At 63.9% G+C, this 20,600-nt stretch carries 18 protein-coding genes and 1 tRNA gene; 8 read left to right on the plus strand and 11 right to left on the minus strand.

All coding sequences use genetic code 11. The features are described from left to right. Positions 1-62 precede the first annotated feature (62 nt). From JQ631_RS13435 to JQ631_RS13445, 3 genes are all read right to left on the minus strand, one after another. Complete coding sequence (locus tag JQ631_RS13435; protein ID WP_212326805.1) at positions 63-3,368, minus strand: acetyl-CoA carboxylase family protein; 3,306 nt, start codon at positions 3,366-3,368, stop codon at positions 63-65. 11 nt (positions 3,369-3,379) lie between these two features. After that, positions 3,380-5,101, minus strand: a complete 1,722-nt coding sequence (locus JQ631_RS13440; RefSeq protein ID WP_212326807.1) for an AMP-binding protein — start codon at positions 5,099-5,101, stop codon at positions 3,380-3,382. Between the two features lie 152 nt (positions 5,102-5,253). Next, positions 5,254-6,936: a methyl-accepting chemotaxis protein gene (locus tag JQ631_RS13445; RefSeq protein WP_212326809.1), complete on the minus strand. Its 1,683-nt coding sequence runs from the start codon at positions 6,934-6,936 to the stop codon at positions 5,254-5,256. A gap of 296 nt (positions 6,937-7,232) precedes the next feature. Between JQ631_RS13445 and JQ631_RS13450 the strand changes: the two genes are divergently transcribed. After that, a complete protein-coding gene (locus JQ631_RS13450) occupies positions 7,233-7,733 on the plus strand; it encodes a hypothetical protein (RefSeq protein WP_212326811.1) in 501 nt (166 codons plus the stop codon). A 13-nt stretch (positions 7,734-7,746) separates the two neighbouring features. Further along, a complete protein-coding gene (locus JQ631_RS13455) occupies positions 7,747-8,148 on the plus strand; it encodes a hypothetical protein (protein ID WP_249160274.1) in 402 nt (133 codons plus the stop codon). 3 nt (positions 8,149-8,151) lie between these two features. Here JQ631_RS13455 and JQ631_RS13460 read toward each other — a convergent pair whose 3' ends face one another. Then, the gene (locus JQ631_RS13460) at positions 8,152-8,751 is read right to left on the minus strand and encodes a TetR/AcrR family transcriptional regulator (RefSeq protein WP_212326812.1); all 600 of its coding nucleotides are present in this window, start codon (positions 8,749-8,751) and stop codon (positions 8,152-8,154) included. Between the two features lie 164 nt (positions 8,752-8,915). Here JQ631_RS13460 and JQ631_RS13465 point away from each other — a divergent pair, with 164 nt between their 5' ends. After that, positions 8,916-9,293, plus strand: a complete 378-nt coding sequence (locus JQ631_RS13465) for a tautomerase family protein (RefSeq protein WP_212326813.1) — start codon at positions 8,916-8,918, stop codon at positions 9,291-9,293. Positions 9,294-9,339: 46 nt separating this feature from the next. Here JQ631_RS13465 and JQ631_RS13470 read toward each other — a convergent pair whose 3' ends face one another. The 4 genes from JQ631_RS13470 to JQ631_RS13485 all read right to left on the minus strand — a co-directional run bounded on the left by JQ631_RS13470 (position 9,340) and on the right by JQ631_RS13485 (position 13,847). After that, complete coding sequence (locus tag JQ631_RS13470; RefSeq protein ID WP_212326814.1) at positions 9,340-10,209, minus strand: urea carboxylase-associated family protein; 870 nt, start codon at positions 10,207-10,209, stop codon at positions 9,340-9,342. A gap of 62 nt (positions 10,210-10,271) precedes the next feature. Continuing rightward, entirely contained in the window at positions 10,272-11,198 is a 927-nt protein-coding gene (locus JQ631_RS13475) for a CobW family GTP-binding protein (RefSeq protein WP_212326815.1), read from the minus strand. A 3-nt stretch (positions 11,199-11,201) separates the two neighbouring features. Further along, positions 11,202-12,809, minus strand: a complete 1,608-nt coding sequence (locus JQ631_RS13480) for an amidohydrolase family protein (RefSeq protein ID WP_283841765.1) — start codon at positions 12,807-12,809, stop codon at positions 11,202-11,204. Between the two features lie 78 nt (positions 12,810-12,887). Then, positions 12,888-13,847 carry an AraC family transcriptional regulator gene (locus JQ631_RS13485; RefSeq protein ID WP_212326817.1) on the minus strand — a complete coding sequence of 320 codons (960 nt, stop codon included), beginning with the start codon at positions 13,845-13,847 and terminating at the stop codon, positions 12,888-12,890. A gap of 127 nt (positions 13,848-13,974) precedes the next feature. On the opposite strand from JQ631_RS13485, the gene JQ631_RS13490 reads away from it, so the two are divergent. Both JQ631_RS13490 and JQ631_RS13495 read left to right on the plus strand, forming a co-directional pair. Continuing rightward, positions 13,975-14,511, plus strand: a complete 537-nt coding sequence (locus JQ631_RS13490) for a carboxymuconolactone decarboxylase family protein (RefSeq protein WP_212326819.1) — start codon at positions 13,975-13,977, stop codon at positions 14,509-14,511. Between the two features lie 41 nt (positions 14,512-14,552). Then, entirely contained in the window at positions 14,553-15,077 is a 525-nt protein-coding gene (locus JQ631_RS13495; RefSeq protein ID WP_212326821.1) for a YkgB family protein, read from the plus strand. A gap of 93 nt (positions 15,078-15,170) precedes the next feature. Here the strand turns inward: JQ631_RS13495 and JQ631_RS13500 are convergent, their stop codons facing one another. The 3 genes from JQ631_RS13500 to JQ631_RS13510 all read right to left on the minus strand — a co-directional run bounded on the left by JQ631_RS13500 (position 15,171) and on the right by JQ631_RS13510 (position 17,825). After that, on the minus strand, positions 15,171-15,704 hold the full coding sequence (locus JQ631_RS13500; protein ID WP_212326823.1) for a 2'-5' RNA ligase family protein: 534 nt from the start codon (positions 15,702-15,704) through the stop codon (positions 15,171-15,173). A gap of 65 nt (positions 15,705-15,769) precedes the next feature. After that, complete coding sequence (locus tag JQ631_RS13505; RefSeq protein WP_212326825.1) at positions 15,770-17,587, minus strand: DEAD/DEAH box helicase; 1,818 nt, start codon at positions 17,585-17,587, stop codon at positions 15,770-15,772. Positions 17,588-17,762: 175 nt separating this feature from the next. After that, positions 17,763-17,825, minus strand: a tRNA-Glu gene (locus JQ631_RS13510). Between the two features lie 128 nt (positions 17,826-17,953). Between JQ631_RS13510 and JQ631_RS13515 the strand changes: the two genes are divergently transcribed. The 3 genes from JQ631_RS13515 to JQ631_RS13525 all read left to right on the plus strand — a co-directional run bounded on the left by JQ631_RS13515 (position 17,954) and on the right by JQ631_RS13525 (position 20,561). Then, on the plus strand, positions 17,954-19,339 hold the full coding sequence (locus tag JQ631_RS13515; RefSeq protein WP_212326827.1) for a tyrosine-type recombinase/integrase: 1,386 nt from the start codon (positions 17,954-17,956) through the stop codon (positions 19,337-19,339). A gap of 245 nt (positions 19,340-19,584) precedes the next feature. After that, on the plus strand, positions 19,585-20,226 hold the full coding sequence (locus JQ631_RS13520) for a hypothetical protein (RefSeq protein ID WP_212326828.1): 642 nt from the start codon (positions 19,585-19,587) through the stop codon (positions 20,224-20,226). A gap of 110 nt (positions 20,227-20,336) precedes the next feature. Next, on the plus strand, positions 20,337-20,561 hold the full coding sequence (locus tag JQ631_RS13525; protein WP_249160277.1) for a MerR family transcriptional regulator: 225 nt from the start codon (positions 20,337-20,339) through the stop codon (positions 20,559-20,561). The last annotated feature ends 39 nt before the right edge of the window (positions 20,562-20,600 follow it).

The following is a 20,600-nucleotide window of genomic DNA, read 5'->3' on the forward strand; positions in this document are numbered from 1 at the left end:
CGCCCGGCCATGACGACGCTGAGGCAGATTGCCTCAAGCAGCTCTGATTTGCTGCACCGCCCTCACCACGTATCGATGCACGGCCGCTTCTTTTCCGTCCGCGCCGGCGGTTTCGGCACCGAGCGGAGGCCCGCAGTGATCCAGCGCCGCGTCTCGGCGGGGTCGATGACATTGTCGATCTCGAACACCGAGGCGATCGAGACCGCCTTTCCGTTGGCATAGAGCTCGGCGACCTTGTTGCGGTAATAGGTCTCGCGCTCCTCGGGATCGGCGATCGCCTCCATCTCCTTGCGGAAGCCGAGGCGGACATAACCCTCCAGACCCATGCCGCCGAACTCGCCGGTCGGCCAGGCCGCGGTGAAGAAGGAGGCGTGGAAGCCGCCGCCGATCATCGACTGCGCGCCCAGTCCATAGCCCTTGCGCAGCACAATGCCGAACAGCGGCACGGTGAGGCTCGCGCCCGTGACAAACATGCGCGAGACGTGGCGCACGATCGCCGTCTTCTCGGCTTCCGGACCGACCATGAAGCCAGGCGTGTCGCAGAGCGAAACGATCGGCAGATCGAAGGCATCGCACAACTGAAGGAAGCGCGCGGCCTTGTCGCCGGCGTCGGCGTCGATCGCGCCGCCGAGATGACGCGGATTGTTGGCGATCAGGCCGAACGGCTTGCCCTCGATGCGGATCAGGGCGGTGATCATGCCGACGCCGTAATCGCGGCGCAGCTCCAGCACGCTGTCCTTGTCGGCGACGAGATCGATCACGCTGCGGATGTCGTAGACGCGCAGGCGATTCTCCGGGATGGCGCGGCGGAGCAGGCGTTGGTCCGCGGCCTCCCAGTCGCTGACCGCCCCCTGGAAGTAGGACAGATATTTCTGCGCGACAGAGGTCGCCTCTTCCTCATCCTCGACCACGATGTCGATGACGCCGTTCGGGGACTGGAAGGAGACCGGGCCGACCTCGGCCGGATGATAGACGCCGAGCCCGCCGCCTTCGATCATGGCGGGGCCGCCCATGCCGATCGAGGCGTTCCTGGTCGCGATGATGACGTCGCAGCAGCCGAGCATCGCCGCGTTGCCGGCGAAGCAATAACCGGAGACGATTCCAATGACAGGCACAAGACCGGAAAGCCTTGCGAACTGCACGAACGATGGCCCATCGAGGCCGGTCATGCCAAGCCGGTCGGTATCGCCCGGCCGCCCGCCGCCGCCCTCCGCGTAAAACACCAGCGGCACACGCCAGTCCTCCGCAAGCGTGAGCATGCGGTCGATCTTCTTGTGGTTCATGTGGCCCTGCGTGCCTGCGAGCACCGTGTAGTCATAGGCCACGACGATGCAGCGCGCGGCGTCGCCGCCGAACTTCTCGGCGTTGACGGTGGCGACGCCCATGACGAGGCCGTCGGCCGGCGTATTCTTGATGAGGTCGTCGAGCTTGCGCCGGCGCCGCTGGGCCGCGATCGCGAGGCTGCCATATTCCATGAATGAGCCGTCGTCGACCAGTTGGTCGACGTTCTCGCGCGCGCTGCGCTGGTTGGTGTTGCGGCGGCGCTCGACCGAGGCCGGGCGGTTCGCATCCAGCGTGTTGGCCTGGCGTGCGATCAGCTCGGCCAGATCAGGACGGATGTGGTCGAGATCGATGTCCGCTTCCGCCGCCACGTGATCGGCTGCGACGTCGAGCGGCTCCAGATACATGATCGGCTCACCATGCAGCAGCGTGACGCCGTCGCCGGCGATGAGTTTCGTCACGCGGCCACCCTGCTCGGCCATGACCAGATGCTCCATCTTCATGGACTCGATCACGGCGAGCTGCTGGCCGGGGCGCACGATCTCGCCTTCCCTGACCTGGATGGCGACGATGGTCCCTTGCAGAGGCGCAGCGACGGCTACCGCGCCTTCGGGCACGGCTTGCGCGACGTTTGCTTCAGCGGCGTGTGCGCCACCGCGTTCGACCGCTGCAAAGTAGAGCGGCTTGGCCGCACCGTCGGCGGCCTCGACGAGTTTTGCGATGTTGCGGTCGATGAAGTCGGTCGCGATGCGATTGGTCCTGAAGTCGGGATGCGCCAGCACCGCCTGGAGGAAAGCCATGTTGGTGATCACGCCGTCGATCCGGAATTCGCGCAAGGCGCGCGAGGCCTTCGCCACGACATCGTGCCAGGCCTCGCCCGGCGTGTGAACGACGACCTTGGCCAGCAGCGAGTCGAACGCCGCGCTGGTCTTGTAGCCCGCATAGCCAAAACTATCGACGCGGACGCCGGGGCCTGACGGCGGCTCGAACACCGCAAGCACGCCGCCGGTCGGATGCGTCGCGCCTGACACGTCCAGCGTCTCCATGTTGACGCGGAGCTGCATCGCATAGCCGCGCGGCTTCGGTATGGCGCCCTGCGCGAGGCCGAGGGAGGCCAGCGATGCGCCCCCGGCAATCGCGAGCTGGGCGCGGACGAGGTCGAGGCCGAGCACCTCTTCCGTCACGGTATGCTCGACCTGGAGCCGCGGATTGGCCTCGATGAAGGCAAAGCTGTCGTCGGCGGTGCCGTCGACCAGAAATTCGAAGGTGCCGAGATTGTCATACGACGCAGCCGTCGCGAGCTGCCTGGCAGCCTCGATGATGCGGCCGCGCAAGGCGTCGCCCAGCGAGGGGCTCGGCGCCACCTCGATCAGCTTCTGGTGCCGGCGCTGGATGGTGCACTCGCGCTCCCAGAGATGCGAGATCGCACCGTGATGATCGCCGATGATCTGCACCTCGATATGCCGCGCTTGGCGGATCAGACGTTCAGCGTAGACACCGTCGAAACCAAACGCCGCCTTGGCCTCGGACTGGCAGCGCGCATAAGCTTCCGCGATATCTGATGCGTTCTCGACGACGCGCATGCCGCGGCCGCCGCCGCCGGCCATCGCCTTGATCACGATCGCCGCGTTGTTGCCGAGCGAAGTGAAGAACGCCGCGATCTCGTCGAGCGACGACGGTCCGCTGGTGCCGGCAATGATCGGCACGCCGCAACGCCTTGCCAGTTGCCGCGCGGCGACCTTGTCGCCGAACAATTCCAGCGCGGCCGGCTTCGGCCCGACGAAGACGATGCCCGCATCTGCGCAGGCTTTTGCAAACGCCGCGTTCTCGCTGAGGAAGCCGTAGCCGGGATGCACGGCATCGCAACCGGCGCCCTTCGCCGCCTTCACCACAGCTTCGATGTCGAGATAGGCCCGCGCGCCACGGCCGGCGATCTCCACGGCGTCATCGGCGACGCGCACATGCAGCGACAACGCGTCGTCAGCCGGATGGATCGCAACCGTTGCGATGCCGGCGTCGGCCGCGGCGCGCGCAATGCGGATGGCAATCTCGCCGCGATTGGCGATCAGGAGCTTCTTGAACGGCATCGGTCTCTCACTCAGACTGAGGCAGGCTGGTTCGGGTTGAGGTCCTGCTTCTTTACCTTACCAGTCGCCGTCAGCGGCAACGCGTCGATGATGCGCACCTCCGGAACCTTGTAGACGGCCATGCGCTCGGCGCACCAGGCACGCAGGTCCTCGGCGGAGATGGTGCCGACCGCCTCCGGCTTGAGCTGGATATAGGCCACCGGCACCTGCCCCTTGTCGGGGTCGTCGCGCCCGACCACGCCCGAGCCCAGCACTTTCGGATGCTGGCCGAGCAGTGCCTCGATCTCCGGCGGAAACACGCTCATGCCTTTGACTTTCAGCATCTCCTTGCGACGGCCGAGGAAGTGCAGGAAACCGTCCTTGTCGATGTTGCCGATGTCGCCGGTGCGCAGCCAGCCGTCGATCAGCGACTCCGCGGTCGCCTCGGGCTTGTTCCAGTAGCTCTTGAGCAGCGACGGCGTCCGCACGCGGATCTCGCCTTCCGTGCCGAGCGGCAACAACGCGCCGGTTTCGAAATCGGTGATCTTGAACTCGGCGCCTGGGACCGGCAGCCCGACGAAGATCGGCTGATTGTTGAGATCGAAATCGTCGTCCTGGAAGCCCGCCGTAAAGGTGTTGGAGGTGTGGGTCTCCGTCATGCCCCAGGCCGCTTCCATCAGGATCGTGCCGGTGAGCTCCTTCCAGCGCTTGCGATAGTCGGCATTGAGCTTCTTGACGAAAGAGACCACGCGGACCTGCTTCAGCGACGACAGATCAAATTCGCTCCAGCGCGGATGGTCCATCAGCTCGACCGCACCGTCGACCGGCATCGCCGTGATCGTGACCTTGTATTTGTCGATCGCGGCCATTGCACCAACGGCGTCCCAGCGCGCCAGCAGGATCAGCGTCCCGCCGGAGAACAGTGGGAAGATCAGGCCGAAATTCTCGCCGGCAATCCAGAACTCCGGAAAGAACGACAGGAAGACGCTGCTCTCGTCCGACAGCACCGAGATGCCGTAATTGGCGGCGGCCGTATAGACCATGTCGCGATGGGTATGGACACAGCCCTTGGGCATGCCCGTGGTGCCGCCGGTGTAGTTGAGCGCGGCGATCTCATCGAGGCCGGGCGGCGGCAACGGGGCCACCGCGGACATTGCGGAGAGCGCCGGCAACAGGTCCGTCGCGCCGGAGATCGCGATGCGCGGCGTGCAGATCGATTCCGGGGTCGGGAATGCCGGCGTTGCCGGCACGACATCGGCAAAGCTCGTGACGATGATCTCGCGCAGACTGACCTCGCCCCTGACTTGCTCGACGACGGGGATGAGTTGGTCCAGTGCCACGATCACCTCGGCCTTGGTGTCGGTGAGCTCGTAGGCCAGCTCGAATGCACGCGACAGCGGGCTCACGGGAACATGAACCGCACCGAGCTTCAGAATGCCGAAGAACACGATGTGGAATTGCGGACAGTTCGGCAGGAAGACGGCGACACGATCGCCCTTGCGCACGCCCTTCTCTCGCAATAGCGCCGCAAAGCGATCGCTCTGCTGGTCGAGATCGGCATAAGTCGTGACGTGCCCGTAGAAGATCACCGCTGGACGCGCGGGGCTATGCTTCGCCCAGGCCCGCAGATATTCCGTGAGCGGCACTTCGCCGTGCAGATAGTTCGGCGAACGCGGCATACCCCTGGGCCAGGCCTTCTCCCACAGGCCGCGAAGGGTGGCGAGGTAGTCCTGTTCGTTGAGGCCTGCACTCATGACGTCATCCCGTGCTTTTCTTTTCGGGCACAGATGTGCCTTCGACCGACGTCATTACAGGTCGAGCACAGCGAACGTCATGTCAAGACAAACAGTTCGTCCGCGTCACGGACGATGCCGTGACGCGGAAAAACACCGAACAGGCGCGCCCGTCAGGCCGCCCGCACACCCGCAACGAAGGTGCTAACCTCGTTCTCGAGCGATTGCAGCTTCTCCGTCAGCCGGCCGCTCGATTGCAGCACGAGGCCCGCGGCCTGGCCGGTCTCCGCCGTCGCATCGGTGACGCCCGAGATGTTTTGGGAGACCTGATCAGTGCCGGAAGCTGCCTCCCGCACACTGTGCGCAATGGCCTGCGTCGCCGCGCCCTGCTCTTCGACCGCGGCTGCAATCGACGAGGAGATCTCGTTGACCTCCATGATGGTGGCGCGGATGCTCTCGATGTTGCCGACGACCTGGTTGGTCTCGGCCTGGATCGCGGTGATCTGCGCGCCGATCTCATCGGTCGCCTTCGCGGTCTGGCTCGCCAGCGACTTGACTTCGCTCGCGACCACGGCAAAGCCTTTGCCGGCCTCGCCGGCGCGGGCCGCCTCGATCGTGGCGTTGAGCGCGAGCAGATTGGTTTGCGAGGCGATCTGATTGATGAGGTCGATGACCTCGCCGATCTTGTGAGCGGCGGCAGCCAGCCCCTGCACGGTGTCGTTGGTGCGCTGGCCGTCGGCGGCCGCCTTGTCGGCGACCGTTGCGGCCTGCGCGACCCGCTGGCTGATCTCGGTGATGGAGGACGACAACTCGCCGGCGGCGGAGGCAACCGTCTGCACGTTGCTCGAGGCCTGCTGACAGGCGGTGGCGACAAAGGTGGCGCGGTCGGTCGCCTTGTTCGCGGTCTCCGACATGCCCTGGGCTGCCTGCTGCATCGCGCGTGCCTCGTCGAAGACGTCGCGGACGACGGCTTGAACGCTCGCCTCGAACTTGCCGGCGAGATCGGCCATGGTCTTGCGCTTCTCTTCGTCGGCCCGCTGCTTGGTTTCCTGCTGCTCGACATGCATCCGGCCCACCGCCGACGCATTTTCCTTGAACACGGCAAGCGCCTTGGCGAGCGCGCCGAGCTCATCGCGACGCTCCGTGTAGGGCACATCGAACGCGCTGTCGCCCCCTGCGAGACGATCGGTCAGCGTGGTGATTTTCGCCAGCGGCCGGGTGACACTGCGGCCGATCACGAAGGATGCGCCGAGCACGAGCACCAACACTGCGAGACAGACGAGACCGAAGGTCATCGCATCCTGACGGAAGACGGCGTCGACGTCGTCGAGATAGATACCGGTGCCGATGATCCAGCCCCAGGGCGCGAAGCCCTTCACATAGGAGATCTTTGCGACCGGCTGCTCGAAGCCCGGCTTCGGCCAGAGGTAGCCGTAGAAGCCCGCGCCCTGTTTCTTGACGACGTCAACGAAGCCGACGAACAGCGCGTTGCCGGAGGGATCCTTCATCCCGGCGAGATCCTTGCCGTCAAGCTCGGGCTTGATCGGGTGCATGATCATCTTCGGGGTCATGTCGTTGATCCAGAAATACTCGACCTTGTCGTAGCGAAGGCTCTTGATCTCGGCCATGGCGCCGGCCTGCGCCTGTTCGCGCGTGAGTTTTCCGTCGCTTTCGAGCTTCTGGTAATGCGCGAGGATACCGTAGCCGACATCGACCATGTGCTGCGTCTTGGCCTGGCGGTCGGCGATCATCTGGCTGCGCATTGTCGACAGCGCGATGGGCGCCAGTGCGATCATGCCGAGGAGGCTGATGCCGACAATGAGGACCAGCTTGAAACTGATGCGGGAGAAAATCATCGGTGCTCACAGGAATTGGCGGGGCTGATATACCATTTTACCCAGTCCCCCTTAGCAAAGCCTTAAGCATTCGGGTTCCCGCAAGCTCCGCAGGACTGCGAGGGAGGAGAGGCCTCAAGCATGCGGAGACGGACGGCTTGCGAGGTTGGCCGCGTCCAAGATGAAAGCTCTTCAAAACTAGAAGACCTCGATTTCGCCCATCCGAGCGTTGACTTGCAGAGAGCCCCGGCGGAACGATCGGTGCAGATCATCGGCGCCGGAAAGTGGCGTGAGCGCAGCCAGACGCGAGAAGCTCCATGCATCAACCGACATACACGAGGTCGCTCGACCTTCCCGCACTGTGCGCAGCCGAGCGGCTCCTCATCTGGGGATTTCGCGCCAAGGCGCGCAGCGGGACCGCCGTTCCCACCGCGGCCGACATTCAAGAGGTCTACGACCATTTTCGCGTCGGCGATGCCGTGCCCTCACTGGAGGCCATCGTCGAGATCTTTGCGTGCACGGCGCACACGGCCATCGAGGTGCATTGCCCCACATGCCCGAAGATGTCGGAGAGCGAGCACGGAATCTTGCACGCGATTGCAGCTGCGCAGGACGAGCGCATCGATGTCGCGCGCGAGCAGTTCGAGAGCTGGCTGCCGCCCGTCGGCGTCGATTGGGCGCTCGCGCCTGTCGGAGGACTTGCAACGATCTTCCGCATGGCCGGTCTCATCCTGCCGGATCGACAGGTCAGGACTCCTCACATTGCGCGGACCATGGCGATGAAGAGCTGGCTGGTCGGAAGCCCCACGTTGCACTGACGGGATCGTTCATATGCAGGACAAGCCACAAGGCGTCGAAGGCTGCGACGAATTCTGCCGCACGGCGCTGTCGTTGTTCCGGTTCATTGGCGCTGCCTATGCGACCGGCGCCTCCGATTGCTGGGAGGCCGCCTATCGCTTCGCCGACGAAGCGCCCGGCATTTCCGACAGCCCGCTGCTGGTCTCCCGCGTTGCCGCGCTGGTCAGAATCCTGCGCAGCGGGCGCCCCTGCGATCTGTGCTTCATGCCACCCTCGTGCCGCCGGCTCTCCAGGGACGAGGCGGACTTGATGCGGCTGCTGACCGTTGCGCGGCGGAGCGAGGCAGGTGAGCTCAAGATCGTCGTCGGCCAGCTGGTCGGGACCGAGAAAGAGAGTGCCGCCACGCAGGCGGTCAACGCGCTTGCGGTCTGCTGACGCCTAGCGATTGCCCTTGCCGAGCACGAGGTCGATGGTGTGGGCGGCGATCTTGCGCAGCTGCGGCTCGTCATCGAAGGCACGTTCGAGAACGGCAAGGCCGCGCGTCACCGTGATGATGTGCAACGCCGCAGTCGCCGGGTTGCCGCTGAACTCACCGCGCTCGGCGCCTGCGGACAACGCGTCCTGAACCAGAGCGGTGATGCGGGATACCAGGTTCGCAAAAGCCTTCCGCGCGTCTTCGTCGAGCCCTTCGCCTTCAGCCGCGCCAAGCTCCATCAGCCCGCGCGTCGTCGGACAGCCGCGCGGCGGCGAGCCCGAACGGAAGTTTGTGATGGTCAGGTCGAAGAACGCGGTAAGGCGCTTGCGCAACAAGCCCGTGCCGAGCGCTTTTTGCAGGGCGACGAGATAGTCGCCGGCATAGCGATCATAAGCATGGAGAAACAGCGCCTCCTTGCTGCCGAAGGCATTATAGAGGCTGCCCCGCTGGACTCCGGCGTCGCGCGCAATGTCCGACAGTGAGGTGCCGCGCACGCCCTTGCGCCAGAATTGGTCGAACGCGATGCGCAGGACGTCGTCGTGGTCGAATTCGCGCGGCCTCACAGCATGCTCCCGTACTTCGGCAGGTATTTGACACGACGTCAAAAACGTGTTTCTAGACATAGTGTCAAAAACTAATTGGGATTGATAGCCCATTCGTCAATGCCCGAACGGCCGGCGCTTGCATGCGCCTGGCCGCACGGCCCCGCATGCAAAGGGACCAGCCCATGCCGCTCCTTCACATCTCCATGCGCGCTGGAAAGCCCGTCGCATATCGGCAGGCGATCCTCGACGGCCTCTATTGCGCCATGCGCGAGGCGTTGAACGTGCCTGACGGCGACGAGTTCATGACCATCAGCGAGCTGTCGCCCACCAACTTCCGCTGCGGCAACGCCTATGGCGTCAACCGCAGCGACGACGCCGTGCTGATCCAGATCACGGTGTTCGCCTCGCGAACCCCGGAGCAGAAGAAGGCGCTGTATCGCCGGATCGCGGAATTGCTCGGCGACAACCCGGGCCTTCGCCCCGAGGACGTGTTCGTCAACGTGCTCGACGCCCCCGCGGAGAACTGGTCCGTCGGACGCGGCGTCGCACAATTCGCGTGAGCGTGCACGTCGAGCCAGGGATGGGTTGGCGGTGGAGGACCAAGACTCAGCCCTCCGCCTGCACGCCGTGGTGACGGTGATAGGCGCTCGGCGTCGGCCAGGTCCAGCCCTTCAGTGCCGCACGGTCCGGCTCGAAGATTTCGATCTTGAGCGGATGACACGCCGCGGCGTCGCTGGAATGGGTTGCGCTGCAATCCCCGCCGGGACAGGCCGACAACGCTCCGAGCAGGTCGATCTCCGCGAAAAACTCGATGAAGTCGCCGGGGCGGACCGGACTTGCCTTCATGAAATACTGATGCGTGTCCTGCGTGAATCCGGTGCACATGAAGACATTGAGCACATCGTGGACATGATGCTCCACTGCAGCGGGATCCATCTTCAATTCGGCGGCAAGCGCGCGGGACAGGTTGGAGTGGCAGCAGAAATCGTAAGTCGAGCCGTTCAGCAGCAGATTGGTGTAGGGATCGCAGCGCGTGCCGATGACATCGTGAATGCCGGCGCCATCAGCGTCGAAGCCGTACCAGCCCAGCGTATCGTGACTGATGGTCGCCATCGGCCGAAGACAAGGCATCGTGCTCCAGAGCCGGTCACCGAGGCCGACATGCGTGCCATGGAGCGCCCGCGTCTTGCCGCTGAAGAAGCGCTCGGCCAGATCGCCCGCGTTCCAGAGATTGAGATCTCCGACCTGAGCGCCTTCGATGCTGACGATGCGAAAGAACTGGCCGCGCGCCACACGAAAAGCACGGGCATCGCGGGGCGGCACGATCAGCTCGTGTGTCTTGACCATCGTCTGCCGCGCGGATTCGAGCGTAGCCATGTCAGGCCCGGGCATCGTCCCGGCCGGATAGACAATGGCGGGCCTGGCAGCGCGGCGCAGGGCCGCGTCGGCGGGAACGGAGGAGCTATTCCGGGGCATTGTAGGCCTCAAGATGACAGGTGGCGGCTGACATTGGGCGCGATCGACTCTATCGCCTCGCGTCAACCCGAAGCAACACAGCCGTCCATGAGCGCGTCGAGCTCGGCTTTCGAGAGCACACCGAGTTCGGCGATGAAGACGATCCGCGACCGCGGCACGCCTGGTGCGGGCGGATCGCCAGGGGCAAGCGTCGCCCGGCCGCCGGCGAACTGGAACACCATCTGACGCCCGGGCTGCTCGACCGCTTCGAACAGGCCTTTTGCGCGCGCCAGCTTCGGCGCCAAACGGCCGATCGCCTGCTGCAAGCGCGGCAGCGAGAGCGGCCGATCGGAGCTCCAGCTCAGCGTTTCGAAGCGATCTTCTGCCGGACGTTTCGGCCCCGGCTCGCGCGGCGCGGGCGTGCGGTCGCTCGCGGGAAACAGCAGCGCGGACGGAATCTCGCCGTGCTTCGCATCGACGATGACGGCCGGCACGCGCTGCGCGCGGATGGCCTCGCGCATCCGGGCGCCTGCGCCTTCGTCCGCCAGATCCAGCTTGCTGAGAGCCACGATATCGGCGACGCGCAGCTGCGAACGCTGGAGCGCATCGTCGAGGGCCGCCGGCGGCGTCGCCGCGTCCATCACGCAAAGCACCGTTTCCAGCGGCGCCTCGCGCAGGATCACGGGGTCCATCAGATTGCGGACGATGTCGGCGGGATCGGCAACGCCGCTGGTCTCGATGACGATATAGTCTGGCCTGGGATCACGCCGCAGCAAGGTCGAGAGCGTGCGCAAAAGATCGCCCTCGAGCGAGCAGCAGATGCAGCCATTGCTGAGACTGACCACGCCGTCGCTCGCGCCCGCGAGCAACTCCGCATCGATGTTGATCGCGCCAAAATCGTTGACGATGGCGGCAATGCGCCGCCCCTCAGCATTCGCCAGCAGATGGTTGACGACCGTGGTCTTGCCCGCCCCCAGAAAGCCCGTCACCAGGAGAACGGGGACCGGCATCGGTCAGCTCCCGACAACGGGGCGGCGCACGGGCCGGCCGGGCCGCGCATCGACGTCGAGCACGCCGTCGCTGATCAGCACCTGGCCGCTGACCACGAGATGCCGCACACCTTCCGACGCACGGTTCATCGCGGTGAAGGTCGCGCGATCCGACAACTTCTCATAGTCGAACACGACGATGTCGGCATCGGCGTCCTTTGCCAGCCGGCCCTTGCTGCGCATCGCGGGGGTACTCTGCGACAGGATTTCTGCGGGGATCAGCGCGCATTTGCGTACGCCTTCCAGGAGCGAGATCGCCTTGCGCTCGCGCACCCATTCGCGAATGAATTTGGTGAAGCAGCCGGCCGAGCGCGGATGCGAGGTGGCATCGTCGGGCAGCGGCCAGGCATCGCCCTTGTAGGTGCTGCCGTCCGCCAGCGTCCACGGCATCGCATCGGACGCGATCGCGCCGCCGGGATAGAGCACCGACATGTCGAGGAGATCGCGATGATGCGCATTGTTCTCGGTATCGAGGATGTGCCAGAGCACCAGCGAGGACGGCTCCTCGGCTTGCGCCTTCAAGAGCTCCTCGCGGTCGTGAAAGCGATAACCGTCGGTCACGCGCTGCACGGAATCGTAGCCGGTGCCGTTGCGCTCGACGAATTGCGGATCGCTGAAGAAGGCGGCTGCCAGCACGGTCGAGCCGGTGCCGTAAGGATAGGCCTCGACCGTGATGGGGAGCCCTTGCGCCTGCGCCTTCTCGATCAGCACGCGGCAGCGTTCGATGTCGGTCTTGCTCGACGAATTGAAGTGGCAGATGTGCATATGCGCGCCGGTGGCGCCGGCATAGCCGATCAGGCGGATATAGGCCTCCGCCGCACTCTCGGGGTCGACGCGCGACATGTAGGCGACGTGGGTGAAGGTCGGCACGTCCTGCTTCGCGGCGAGCTGGCACACCGCGGTCAGCTCCTGCACACCGGCGCCGGGCGCATAGGCATTCAAGATGCCGATGCCGATGCCGCCTTCGTTCAGGCCGCGCGCGAGGCGCTCGAGAATGCCCGCAACCTCCGCATCGCTCGCGACATTGTCCATCCAGCGGCGATCGCGCATGGCGTTGCCGAACGCCTCCAGCGAGCTTTCCGCGTTCGAGCCGGTCATCGCGCCGATACGCGCAAAGGCCCAGTTGGTGGCGGCGCCGTAGTTCAGCACGCGGCCTCGCCTCGCCTGGCGCTCATACCAGGACCCGACGGGCAGCACGCCGGCTTCGAGATCGAGTGTCGTCGTCACGCCGTCGAATGCCTGCATCCGGTCGGCAGGGATCGACTGGCCGTGGGCGTGCAAGTCGATGAAGCCGGGCGCGACCACGAGCCCGGACGCGTCGATCACCCGCTCGGCGCCGCCGAGCGAGGAGCCGACCGCGGCGATCTTGCCGTCGACCACCGCCACGTCGCCAACCGCGTCCATTCCGCTCGCGGGATCCACAACCCGACCGCCGGAGACCACCAAACCGCTCATATCGTCACACTCCTCCACGCTGGGAATCGTATCAAGGCAGATTCCGCGAGCGGCGACCACCTCCACCGAGGCGGGCGCATCATGCTCGCAGGGAAGGTCTTTGGCGCAAACATACATTCAGCGGTGCTTGGACCTCGAAACGACTGAGGAGGTGCTCGCACCGCGGAGTAGGAAGATCGCTGTCTTCCGAACAAATCAAGCTGCAGACCTTGTGGAATCATGCGGACCAAGGTCCCGGTTTTTGCGCCACTGTGCCGGCGTGATGCCCATGTGAGTCTTGAAGGCGCGCTGGAACGCGGCTTCGGATTGATACCCGACCGCTTCCGCCACGGCGCTGGTCGAAAGCGAAGATTTCCTCAGCTCATTCGCTGCGAGGGTCATGCGGATATCGGTCAGGAGATCTGCGGCGGAGCGCCCGAGCTTCTCCTGGAATTGCCGCGCGAGCGTGGCTCGCGACATGCCGCACAGACGCGCGAGCTCGGGCAGCGACCATGCGCGCGCCGGCTCGTTGAAGAGAGCGGCCACCGCCGGCGCAAGGCGCGGATAACCGGCCAAGGCAAGCAGACCGCGCGGCGCGTCGTCGGTGAGGCTGGCAAGCCGCAGCACCAGCGCGAACATCGCGCTCGATAGCGCGTTCAACATCGCGCGGCCGCCGAGACGATCCTCTGCGGACTCGCGGCGCATCAGGGCGACGAGGCCGGCGAGTTGACCCGCCGTGTCTCTTTCGCCGGCGTCAGCGCCGGCATGCACGACGAGACGCGGCGGCAAATAGCTGCGCAACAGGCGGTCGTGCGGCGGCGCGATGGCGAAATGTCCGCACAACAGATCGAGCCGTTGGTCCGAGCCGGGGTTTTCGCTGATCGTGAAATTGAGCGACGCGCGGTTGTGCGCCGGCAGCGGCGCGGCCCCGCTGCCGTCGTGCATGACGTGTCGGGGATTCCCGGGAAGCAGCAGGATGTCGCCGACCTCGAGTTTCAGCGGCCGGCCCCCTGTCGGATCGTCCAGCATCGCCGAGCCGGCAAGCACCGCGTGATACGGGATTTCGTTCGGCTCTCCCGGCCCCTGATCGATGCGCCAGGGCGCACCGTAATTGCAGCGCAGGTCGAGCCGTCCGCGCACCGGCATCATCTCGAACAGCCGGCTCAGCCAATCCATCACAGTCTCCCGATCGGTTTTGAGTTATTTGAGCATATAATCGAGACTTTATGGCATTTAAAGTATCAAATCGGAACCCTAATGTCACTCCGCAATCGCTCATCAACCTGAACCAAGGAGTGCGAACATGTCCCGTCTTTCCGTTCCTCATCTCGAATCCGCAACCGGCGCGACCGCTGAAATCTATGGCCAGATCAAGAAGGCGATCGGCAGTGTGCCCAACACCTTTGCCGCGATCGGCGCCCACGGGCCGGATGCGCTCAAGGCCGTCCTGCTTGCCGACAGCGTGCTCGCTTCGGGTTCGCTATCGAAGCGCGACCAGGAAACCATCAAGCTCGTTATCTCCGAGGTCGCCGGTTGCGACTATTGCGTGGCGGCGCACAGCCTGCTTGGCAAGCTCGCGGGACTGAAGCCCGAAGAGCTGCAGCGGATTCGCGAGCGCCGGGCGACCGGCGATGACAAGCGCGATGCGTTGGCCGGTTTCGTCCGCAAGCTCGCACAGTCCAGCGGCACCGTCAGCGACGCGGATTTCGCCGCGATCAAGGCCGCCGGCTACAGCGATGCTCAGCTCGTGGAGATCAGCCTCGCCTTCGCGACCACCGTCTTCACCAATGTCTTCAACCGTATCAACGACACCGAGATCGACTTCCCCCCGGTCGCGTGAAGCGACCGCGCCCGTCTGATCTCCATGAAAGGATCGCAGTCATGACCAGATTTTCCAACACCGCTGCGGTGTCCAACACCGCTCGAAAACCGTTTGTCCGCGCGCTGGAGAGTTCCGGCCTGCTGGCGGAGGATCTCGACTACAACGTCGTCCGGGCCTCCATGGTGATCATGTTTCTCTTCTTCGGCTACCAGAAGTGGTTTCCGTACGAGTTCGAAAGACTGGTCCCGTTCATCAGCAACGGCCCGCTGATCTGGTGGCTCTATCCGGTGTTCGGCCACGCCGGCGCCAGCTATTTCCTGGGGGCATCGGAGTGGACATTCGGCACCCTGCTGCTCGCGGGCTTCTGGGACAAGCGGCTCGGCATCCTCGGTGCGCTCGGTGCAACCGGCACCTTCATCGCGACGGTCACGATCATTCCGTTCATGCCGGACGGCTGGGACGTCGCCGCGGGAGGTTTCCCCGCGATGACCGGTGACGTGCCCTTCCTCATGAAGGACGTCGTCCTGCTTGCGGTCTCGTTCTATCTCCTGAGGCAGGACCTGGTCCGGCTGATCCGGCAATAATGTTTGGATCAACACGCAAAAACCTCCGGACCCTAAGGCCCGGAGGTTGCATTTCGGACCAGCCGTTCGTCCCGGTCATGAAGCGACAACCAACTATGGGGCCAACCTCTGCTCGGCGACGATGCGCACAGGCGGAAACACGACGCAATCCACCACATCAAACATCACTTCGATGCTACGATCGAACGCCCGTGCAAAGGCAATGGCATCATCGCGCCGTTCGTCGGCGATGCCGGTGCCGAGTGTACAATGCGGCGTCCACGCACCGGGCCGGTAATGAGGTCGACAATGCGCTGGATCGATAGTCGCGCTGACAGCGCGATGGATGCGAGCCAAGGCCTCGTCGACCGACGGCTCCGCCCAGAGCACAAGCGGAGACCCTTCGAACCAGCGGATTCGCTCGAACGCGATACGCAGTTGCGTTTCACCGGCTACGGCCGCCAGCATGGCAGTCCATGCGGTCTCTTCGTCGACCGCGGGCCCATCATAGATCGCAAATGTAAAATGCGGACGGTAGCGGAGCGCGCGCATCGATGGCGTGGCCTCGAACGCGCCGACCTGGTCCCACAACCGCTCGATCTCGTCTGCCGAACTGTTGTCGGCTCGGATGTTGATCGCCAATGCCACAGACTCACCCAGCGCGTTGAAACACCAAAATCGAAATAGCGGGAGGGTGACTTCAAGACATGTCCCTACGCCATCAATCGCTGCACGAGCGCCGATTCACTTGAGTACGTCAAAAGCGCTTCGTGAGTCGCCCGCGTCACCCCAACATAGGTCAGTCTCACACATTCCTCGATCTCCTCGCCGTGACGACCTAGCAGGCCCAGCCCCGCAATAGCGACGCACGGAAACTCGAGTCCTTTCGCTGTGTGCATGCTCAAGAAACGCACAGCGGCACGCTTCGTCGAAATTCTGTTCCTGTTGTTTTTGGCCATGTCGATTGGCACATCATGCTTGGCGAGGACCTGAGCGACCCGCTCCCCGATCCAGTGCTCCGGATAAAGGCAAGCCATTTGCGGCCACTCGTATCCGGCCTTCTTCCGCCCGAGAAACCACTCGGCGACGCAGTGAGCTTCTGCGTCGATGCTCACACACTGCCGCACGTCCGGCGCCAGTCCCTGCCGGCCCGCATCTTCCGGCAGCAGTACGGGGTGCTCATCATCGGCCGTCGTGCCGGGAGCACCGATCACGTCCGCAGCGAAGCGTCGCGCAAAGGCAACGATTTGCGCGGTGTTGCGGTAGTTGACTTTCAGCACCGTCGTCCGGCCGGTCGCTTCGATTCCAAGCTGTTTCCACACCGGCCGCTCACGCCCCTTGTAGATAGCTTGTATGTCGTCGTAGACGACCATCAGTGCCTTCGTGCGCGGGTTCACCATCTTGGCCGCCAGCGCGAGCCATTGCGGCTCGAAGTCGTGCGCCTCGTCGATCAGGACAGCGTCGTACTGTTCCATCGGGATGTGCCCCTGATCGACAGCCTTGACCACCTCTGAGACGCTCGCAGCCAGTCGCTGCGCGTAGTCCGGATAATCTCGCTCGGATGGAGCGGGAATCCCGTAGGTCCGCAGCATCCGGTAACACCAGCCATGAAAGGTGAGGACCTGAACACGGTGCTCCACGCCCCTCGCCTGCATGGCGTCTTCGAGCCGGCCCGCGATGCCATTGGCGTAACACAGGATGAGCACCGGCTTTGTCGCCCCGCGCGCCAGATACTCGGCGCGAAAGGCAAGGATCAGCGTTTTGCCCGATCCCGCCACGCCGCGAATGATCCGATGGCCCTCGCCGAGGCTGCGCGCGATCTGCTCCTGTTGCATGTCCATGACCGCGAGCGTCCGGTCGGACGGATCGGGCGCGGGGGCTTCGTCCAGCGGCAACGCAATCTGCCGAATGCGGATCTCGGGAAACATCAGCGCACGCAGCCGGTCGAACTGCGGCATCGACAGCGGCTCTCCGAAACGCGGAGCAACCATGCGCCACAATCTAGCGCGGAATCCTTCGGGGTCCGCGCCCTCGGTCATTTCATCCTTGAAGACACACAGGTGCTCGGCGAACACCTCCTTGAGTTCGGTCTGATCGAACTGCCGGCGCGTGATGTTCGTGAACACGGCCCCGAAGCCGAACGGAACGATGGATTTGCCCATGAAGCGATGACCTGACGGAAACAGCAATTGCCCATCCCGTTCCAGCGTGCGCACGACATCGAACGTATACTTGCGCGCCTGCTCCAGCGGATTGCTCTCACGCACCATGCCGCGAGCCGTCAGCAGTTCGACTTTTATCTTGTCGGCCGACACGATCGACTCCAGGCGCCAATCCTTCACCTCAAGCACGAGCAGGCCGTTCGCCGGGTGAACGATGATAAAGTCCGGATGCCGGCTGCGCGGGCCTACCGGCAGATTGTGCCAAACGACGGCATTCTCTTCGAGGAAGTCCTTGAGGCGCTCAGCGAGTCGCAGCTCGCCACGTGTGTCGAAGCGTGCGAAGCCGAGGCTAGGGATCAATGTCGCCATGTGCCTCCGAGAGGTTGAGAACCAACTCGGAGCCTAACACGACCCCAACACGCATTGGATCAAAGCGCGCGGGTCCACCCCTCCGCAACTTAAGCGCTATCCTAGTGGCGGTTTTCAGAGAAACGGTCGGGCCGGGGCAACTTCAACGCCCGGGCCTTCAGCGCATTGAAGGCGCTGGCGCTCCCTAGGGGAATCGAACCCCTGTTTCAGCCTTGAGAGGGCTGGGATTTTTTTATTTGCCCGTTCGCCGTCGTTCGTCACTATTCAATAAAATCAATGTCTTACGCAATCTGCGTCCGCCATTGTTCCCGGCCGCACGCCTATGTATATTTGACGGATATTTGACGACTTTTGGGACGGATGCCAATGGCGAAGACACTCACAGAGGCGCAGATCACGACGGCGAAGGCGCGCTCCAGGCTGGGCCTTGGCGTGCATTGGCGCCGGCTCGATACCGAGGCTCACCTCGGCTATCGCAGGGGCAAACGCAGCGGTGTGTGGCTGGTGCGCTGGCGCAATCACTTTGACGGTGCCGACTACCGGCAGGCGCCGATCGGCATCGCCAACGACATCAACGACAAGCCCGCCGAGGGGACACTGACTTTCGACCAGGCGACGAAGGAGGCGCGGGACTTCGTCACGCGGTCCAGAACGGAAGCTGCCGCGCAAGCTGCCGGTCCGGCGCCAACCGTGCAGACGGCGGTCGAGGCCTACATCAAAGAGCGTAATGCTCGCGATAGCCGAAGGTCGGGGCGTGAAGTTCGATCCGACGCCGGACATCGGCTGCGACGCTATGTTCTCGGCCAGGAGAAACGGGGTAATCAGAAAGCCATCGCGCCCGCCCCTCTTGCCGCTGTCGAGTTGCACGCGCTGAAGGAAGATGACCTTTTGACTTGGCGCGACGAACTGCCCGAAGAACTGAAAGCCACGACGAAGCATCGGCTCTCGAACGACCTCAAGGCTGCGCTGAATGCAGCATGGCCGCGGCTGTCCGCGGAGCAGAAGAAACTCAACCCTACCTTCCTCGCGATTGTGAAGGACGGCTTCAAGGCTGAGCGCATCGATGATGATGACGATGCATCCATCGCGCGGGACAACCAGATCCTCACCGACGCGCAGGTCGGCAATCTGCTTCGTGCGGCGGGCGAGATCGATGCGGAGCAGGACAGTGAGGGTGACCTTTACCGGCTCGTGATCTGCCTTGCCGCCACCGGCGCACGGTTTGCGCAGGTGCGGCGGATGCGCGTCAGCGATGCCCAACTCAAGGAGCGCCGCTTAATGATGCCGGGCTCCTACAAGGGACGCGGCGGCAACGGTGGCTCCGTTCCGATTCCGGTGGGCGACGACGTGATCGAGGTCCTGCTGCCGGCGATCGTAGGCCGCCCAAAAGAGGCCCCCCTGTTCGAGCGCTGGAGCTACGAGCAGCAGCCCCACAGCATCACTTGGAAGAGGTCAGAGCGCGGTCCTTGGAAAACCGCGGAACTGACGCGCCCGTGGCGCGCGATCCGCCACCGCGCCGAATTACCAGAGGTCATTCCCTATGCCCTGCGGCACACCAGCATTGTCCGCGGCCTGCGAAACGGCCTACCCATTCAGCAGGTTGCAAAACTCCACAATACGTCCGTGACGATGATCGAGCGGCATTACGCAAAATACATCGCCACGGCCTTAGAAGCTCTCGCCCGCGCGGCGGTCGTGCCGCTGGTGCCACCGCAGAGCGGGAATGTGGTTACGATGACGGGGCGCGGGTGAATACAGTTCTAGCGCTTCAAAGTGTCAGTTCGTGGAAGCGGCTGAGTGGCTCGCATGGTTGAGCAAGCAGCCGAAGAACAAGGTGAGAGATCGAGCAGCACTTGGTGTTCACCCGTGTCGCGGCACATTGCCCTTGTTGTGGAGCTGACCCACGGCTTGAATTGTCGGCGCGCGTTCCGCTTGACACGCGCTGGCTCGATTAAGCCCCACGAGCAGCAATGATGAGGACTCGAAATTGGATCCCGTTGAGCGACGCGTTCGATCTCGTTGCCGGGACCTCTCTGATGGAACTGAGGGCCAAGACAATATTGCTCCAACTACCTAGTGCTTGGAGCCTTTCCGACGCGATCGGCCTGGTGACCGAAGAAGGCATGAGCGAGGCAGCCAGAGTCGGGCACTTACAGTTCAGCGGCCTCAGAACGGAGTCAGCTAAAGCGCATGATCTCGTGCCGACGACGTGGTTTGAGGCGCGAGCTGGGAAGACGGTCGTGGCGCCTCGAGGATTTGATACTGACCACGATATGCTTTGCTTCACTCCCCTGCATCAGGTGCAGGACGAGGATTTTGATCTGGCGGCGGACTTCGAAATCAAGGACCGTGCCAAGCCATCGCGCTGGTACGATGTACTGACAGAGACGACCACTTTAGAGGCCTTTCTAGGAGTGCTTGGTGGCGGCATGCCGGCGCCACCGCCTATAAAACGTCGCCCAAGCACCGCAGCCATCAACGGCGCCATCGCCAAGCTTGGCACTGCCGGCGCGATTATAACCGAAAGCGCGGTTGTCCACGCGTTGCAAAATGAGGGTTACGCACCAACGCGCGAGCCCGTTCGTGAGGCCATCAAAAGGTCCGGCCAAGGCCGGAAAGCCGGCAGGCCGCCCCAATAATTCGCCGAAACCCTAAACGCCGCGAATTTTCGTCGTCGCCGGCGAATTTTCGTTCGTGGCACTTCGCAGCACGTCAAGCGCAATCGCGCGCATACGAAAGGACGTGCTGAATGTCTCCCCATCTTGCTGCTGATCTGAGTCAGTCGGTCATTCCCGGCGGCGCAATGACAATCGCCGAATTTTGCGCCTGGGCGCGCATCGGCAGGACCATGGCCTACGCAGAAATCAAAGCCGGCCGCCTCGCGCTGCGCAAGGCAGGTGCGAAGTCCCTGATTACCAGAGACGCCGCAGAAGCATGGCTTCGTTCGCTGCCCGTCGCCGGGACGGCAAGCTGATCTCCACAAAAGCGCTGCCCTAGCGGGCTTTTCCAAAAA

This window comes from Bradyrhizobium manausense, from assembly GCF_018131105.1.
Classification (GTDB): Bacteria; Pseudomonadota; Alphaproteobacteria; order Rhizobiales; family Xanthobacteraceae; genus Bradyrhizobium; species Bradyrhizobium manausense_B.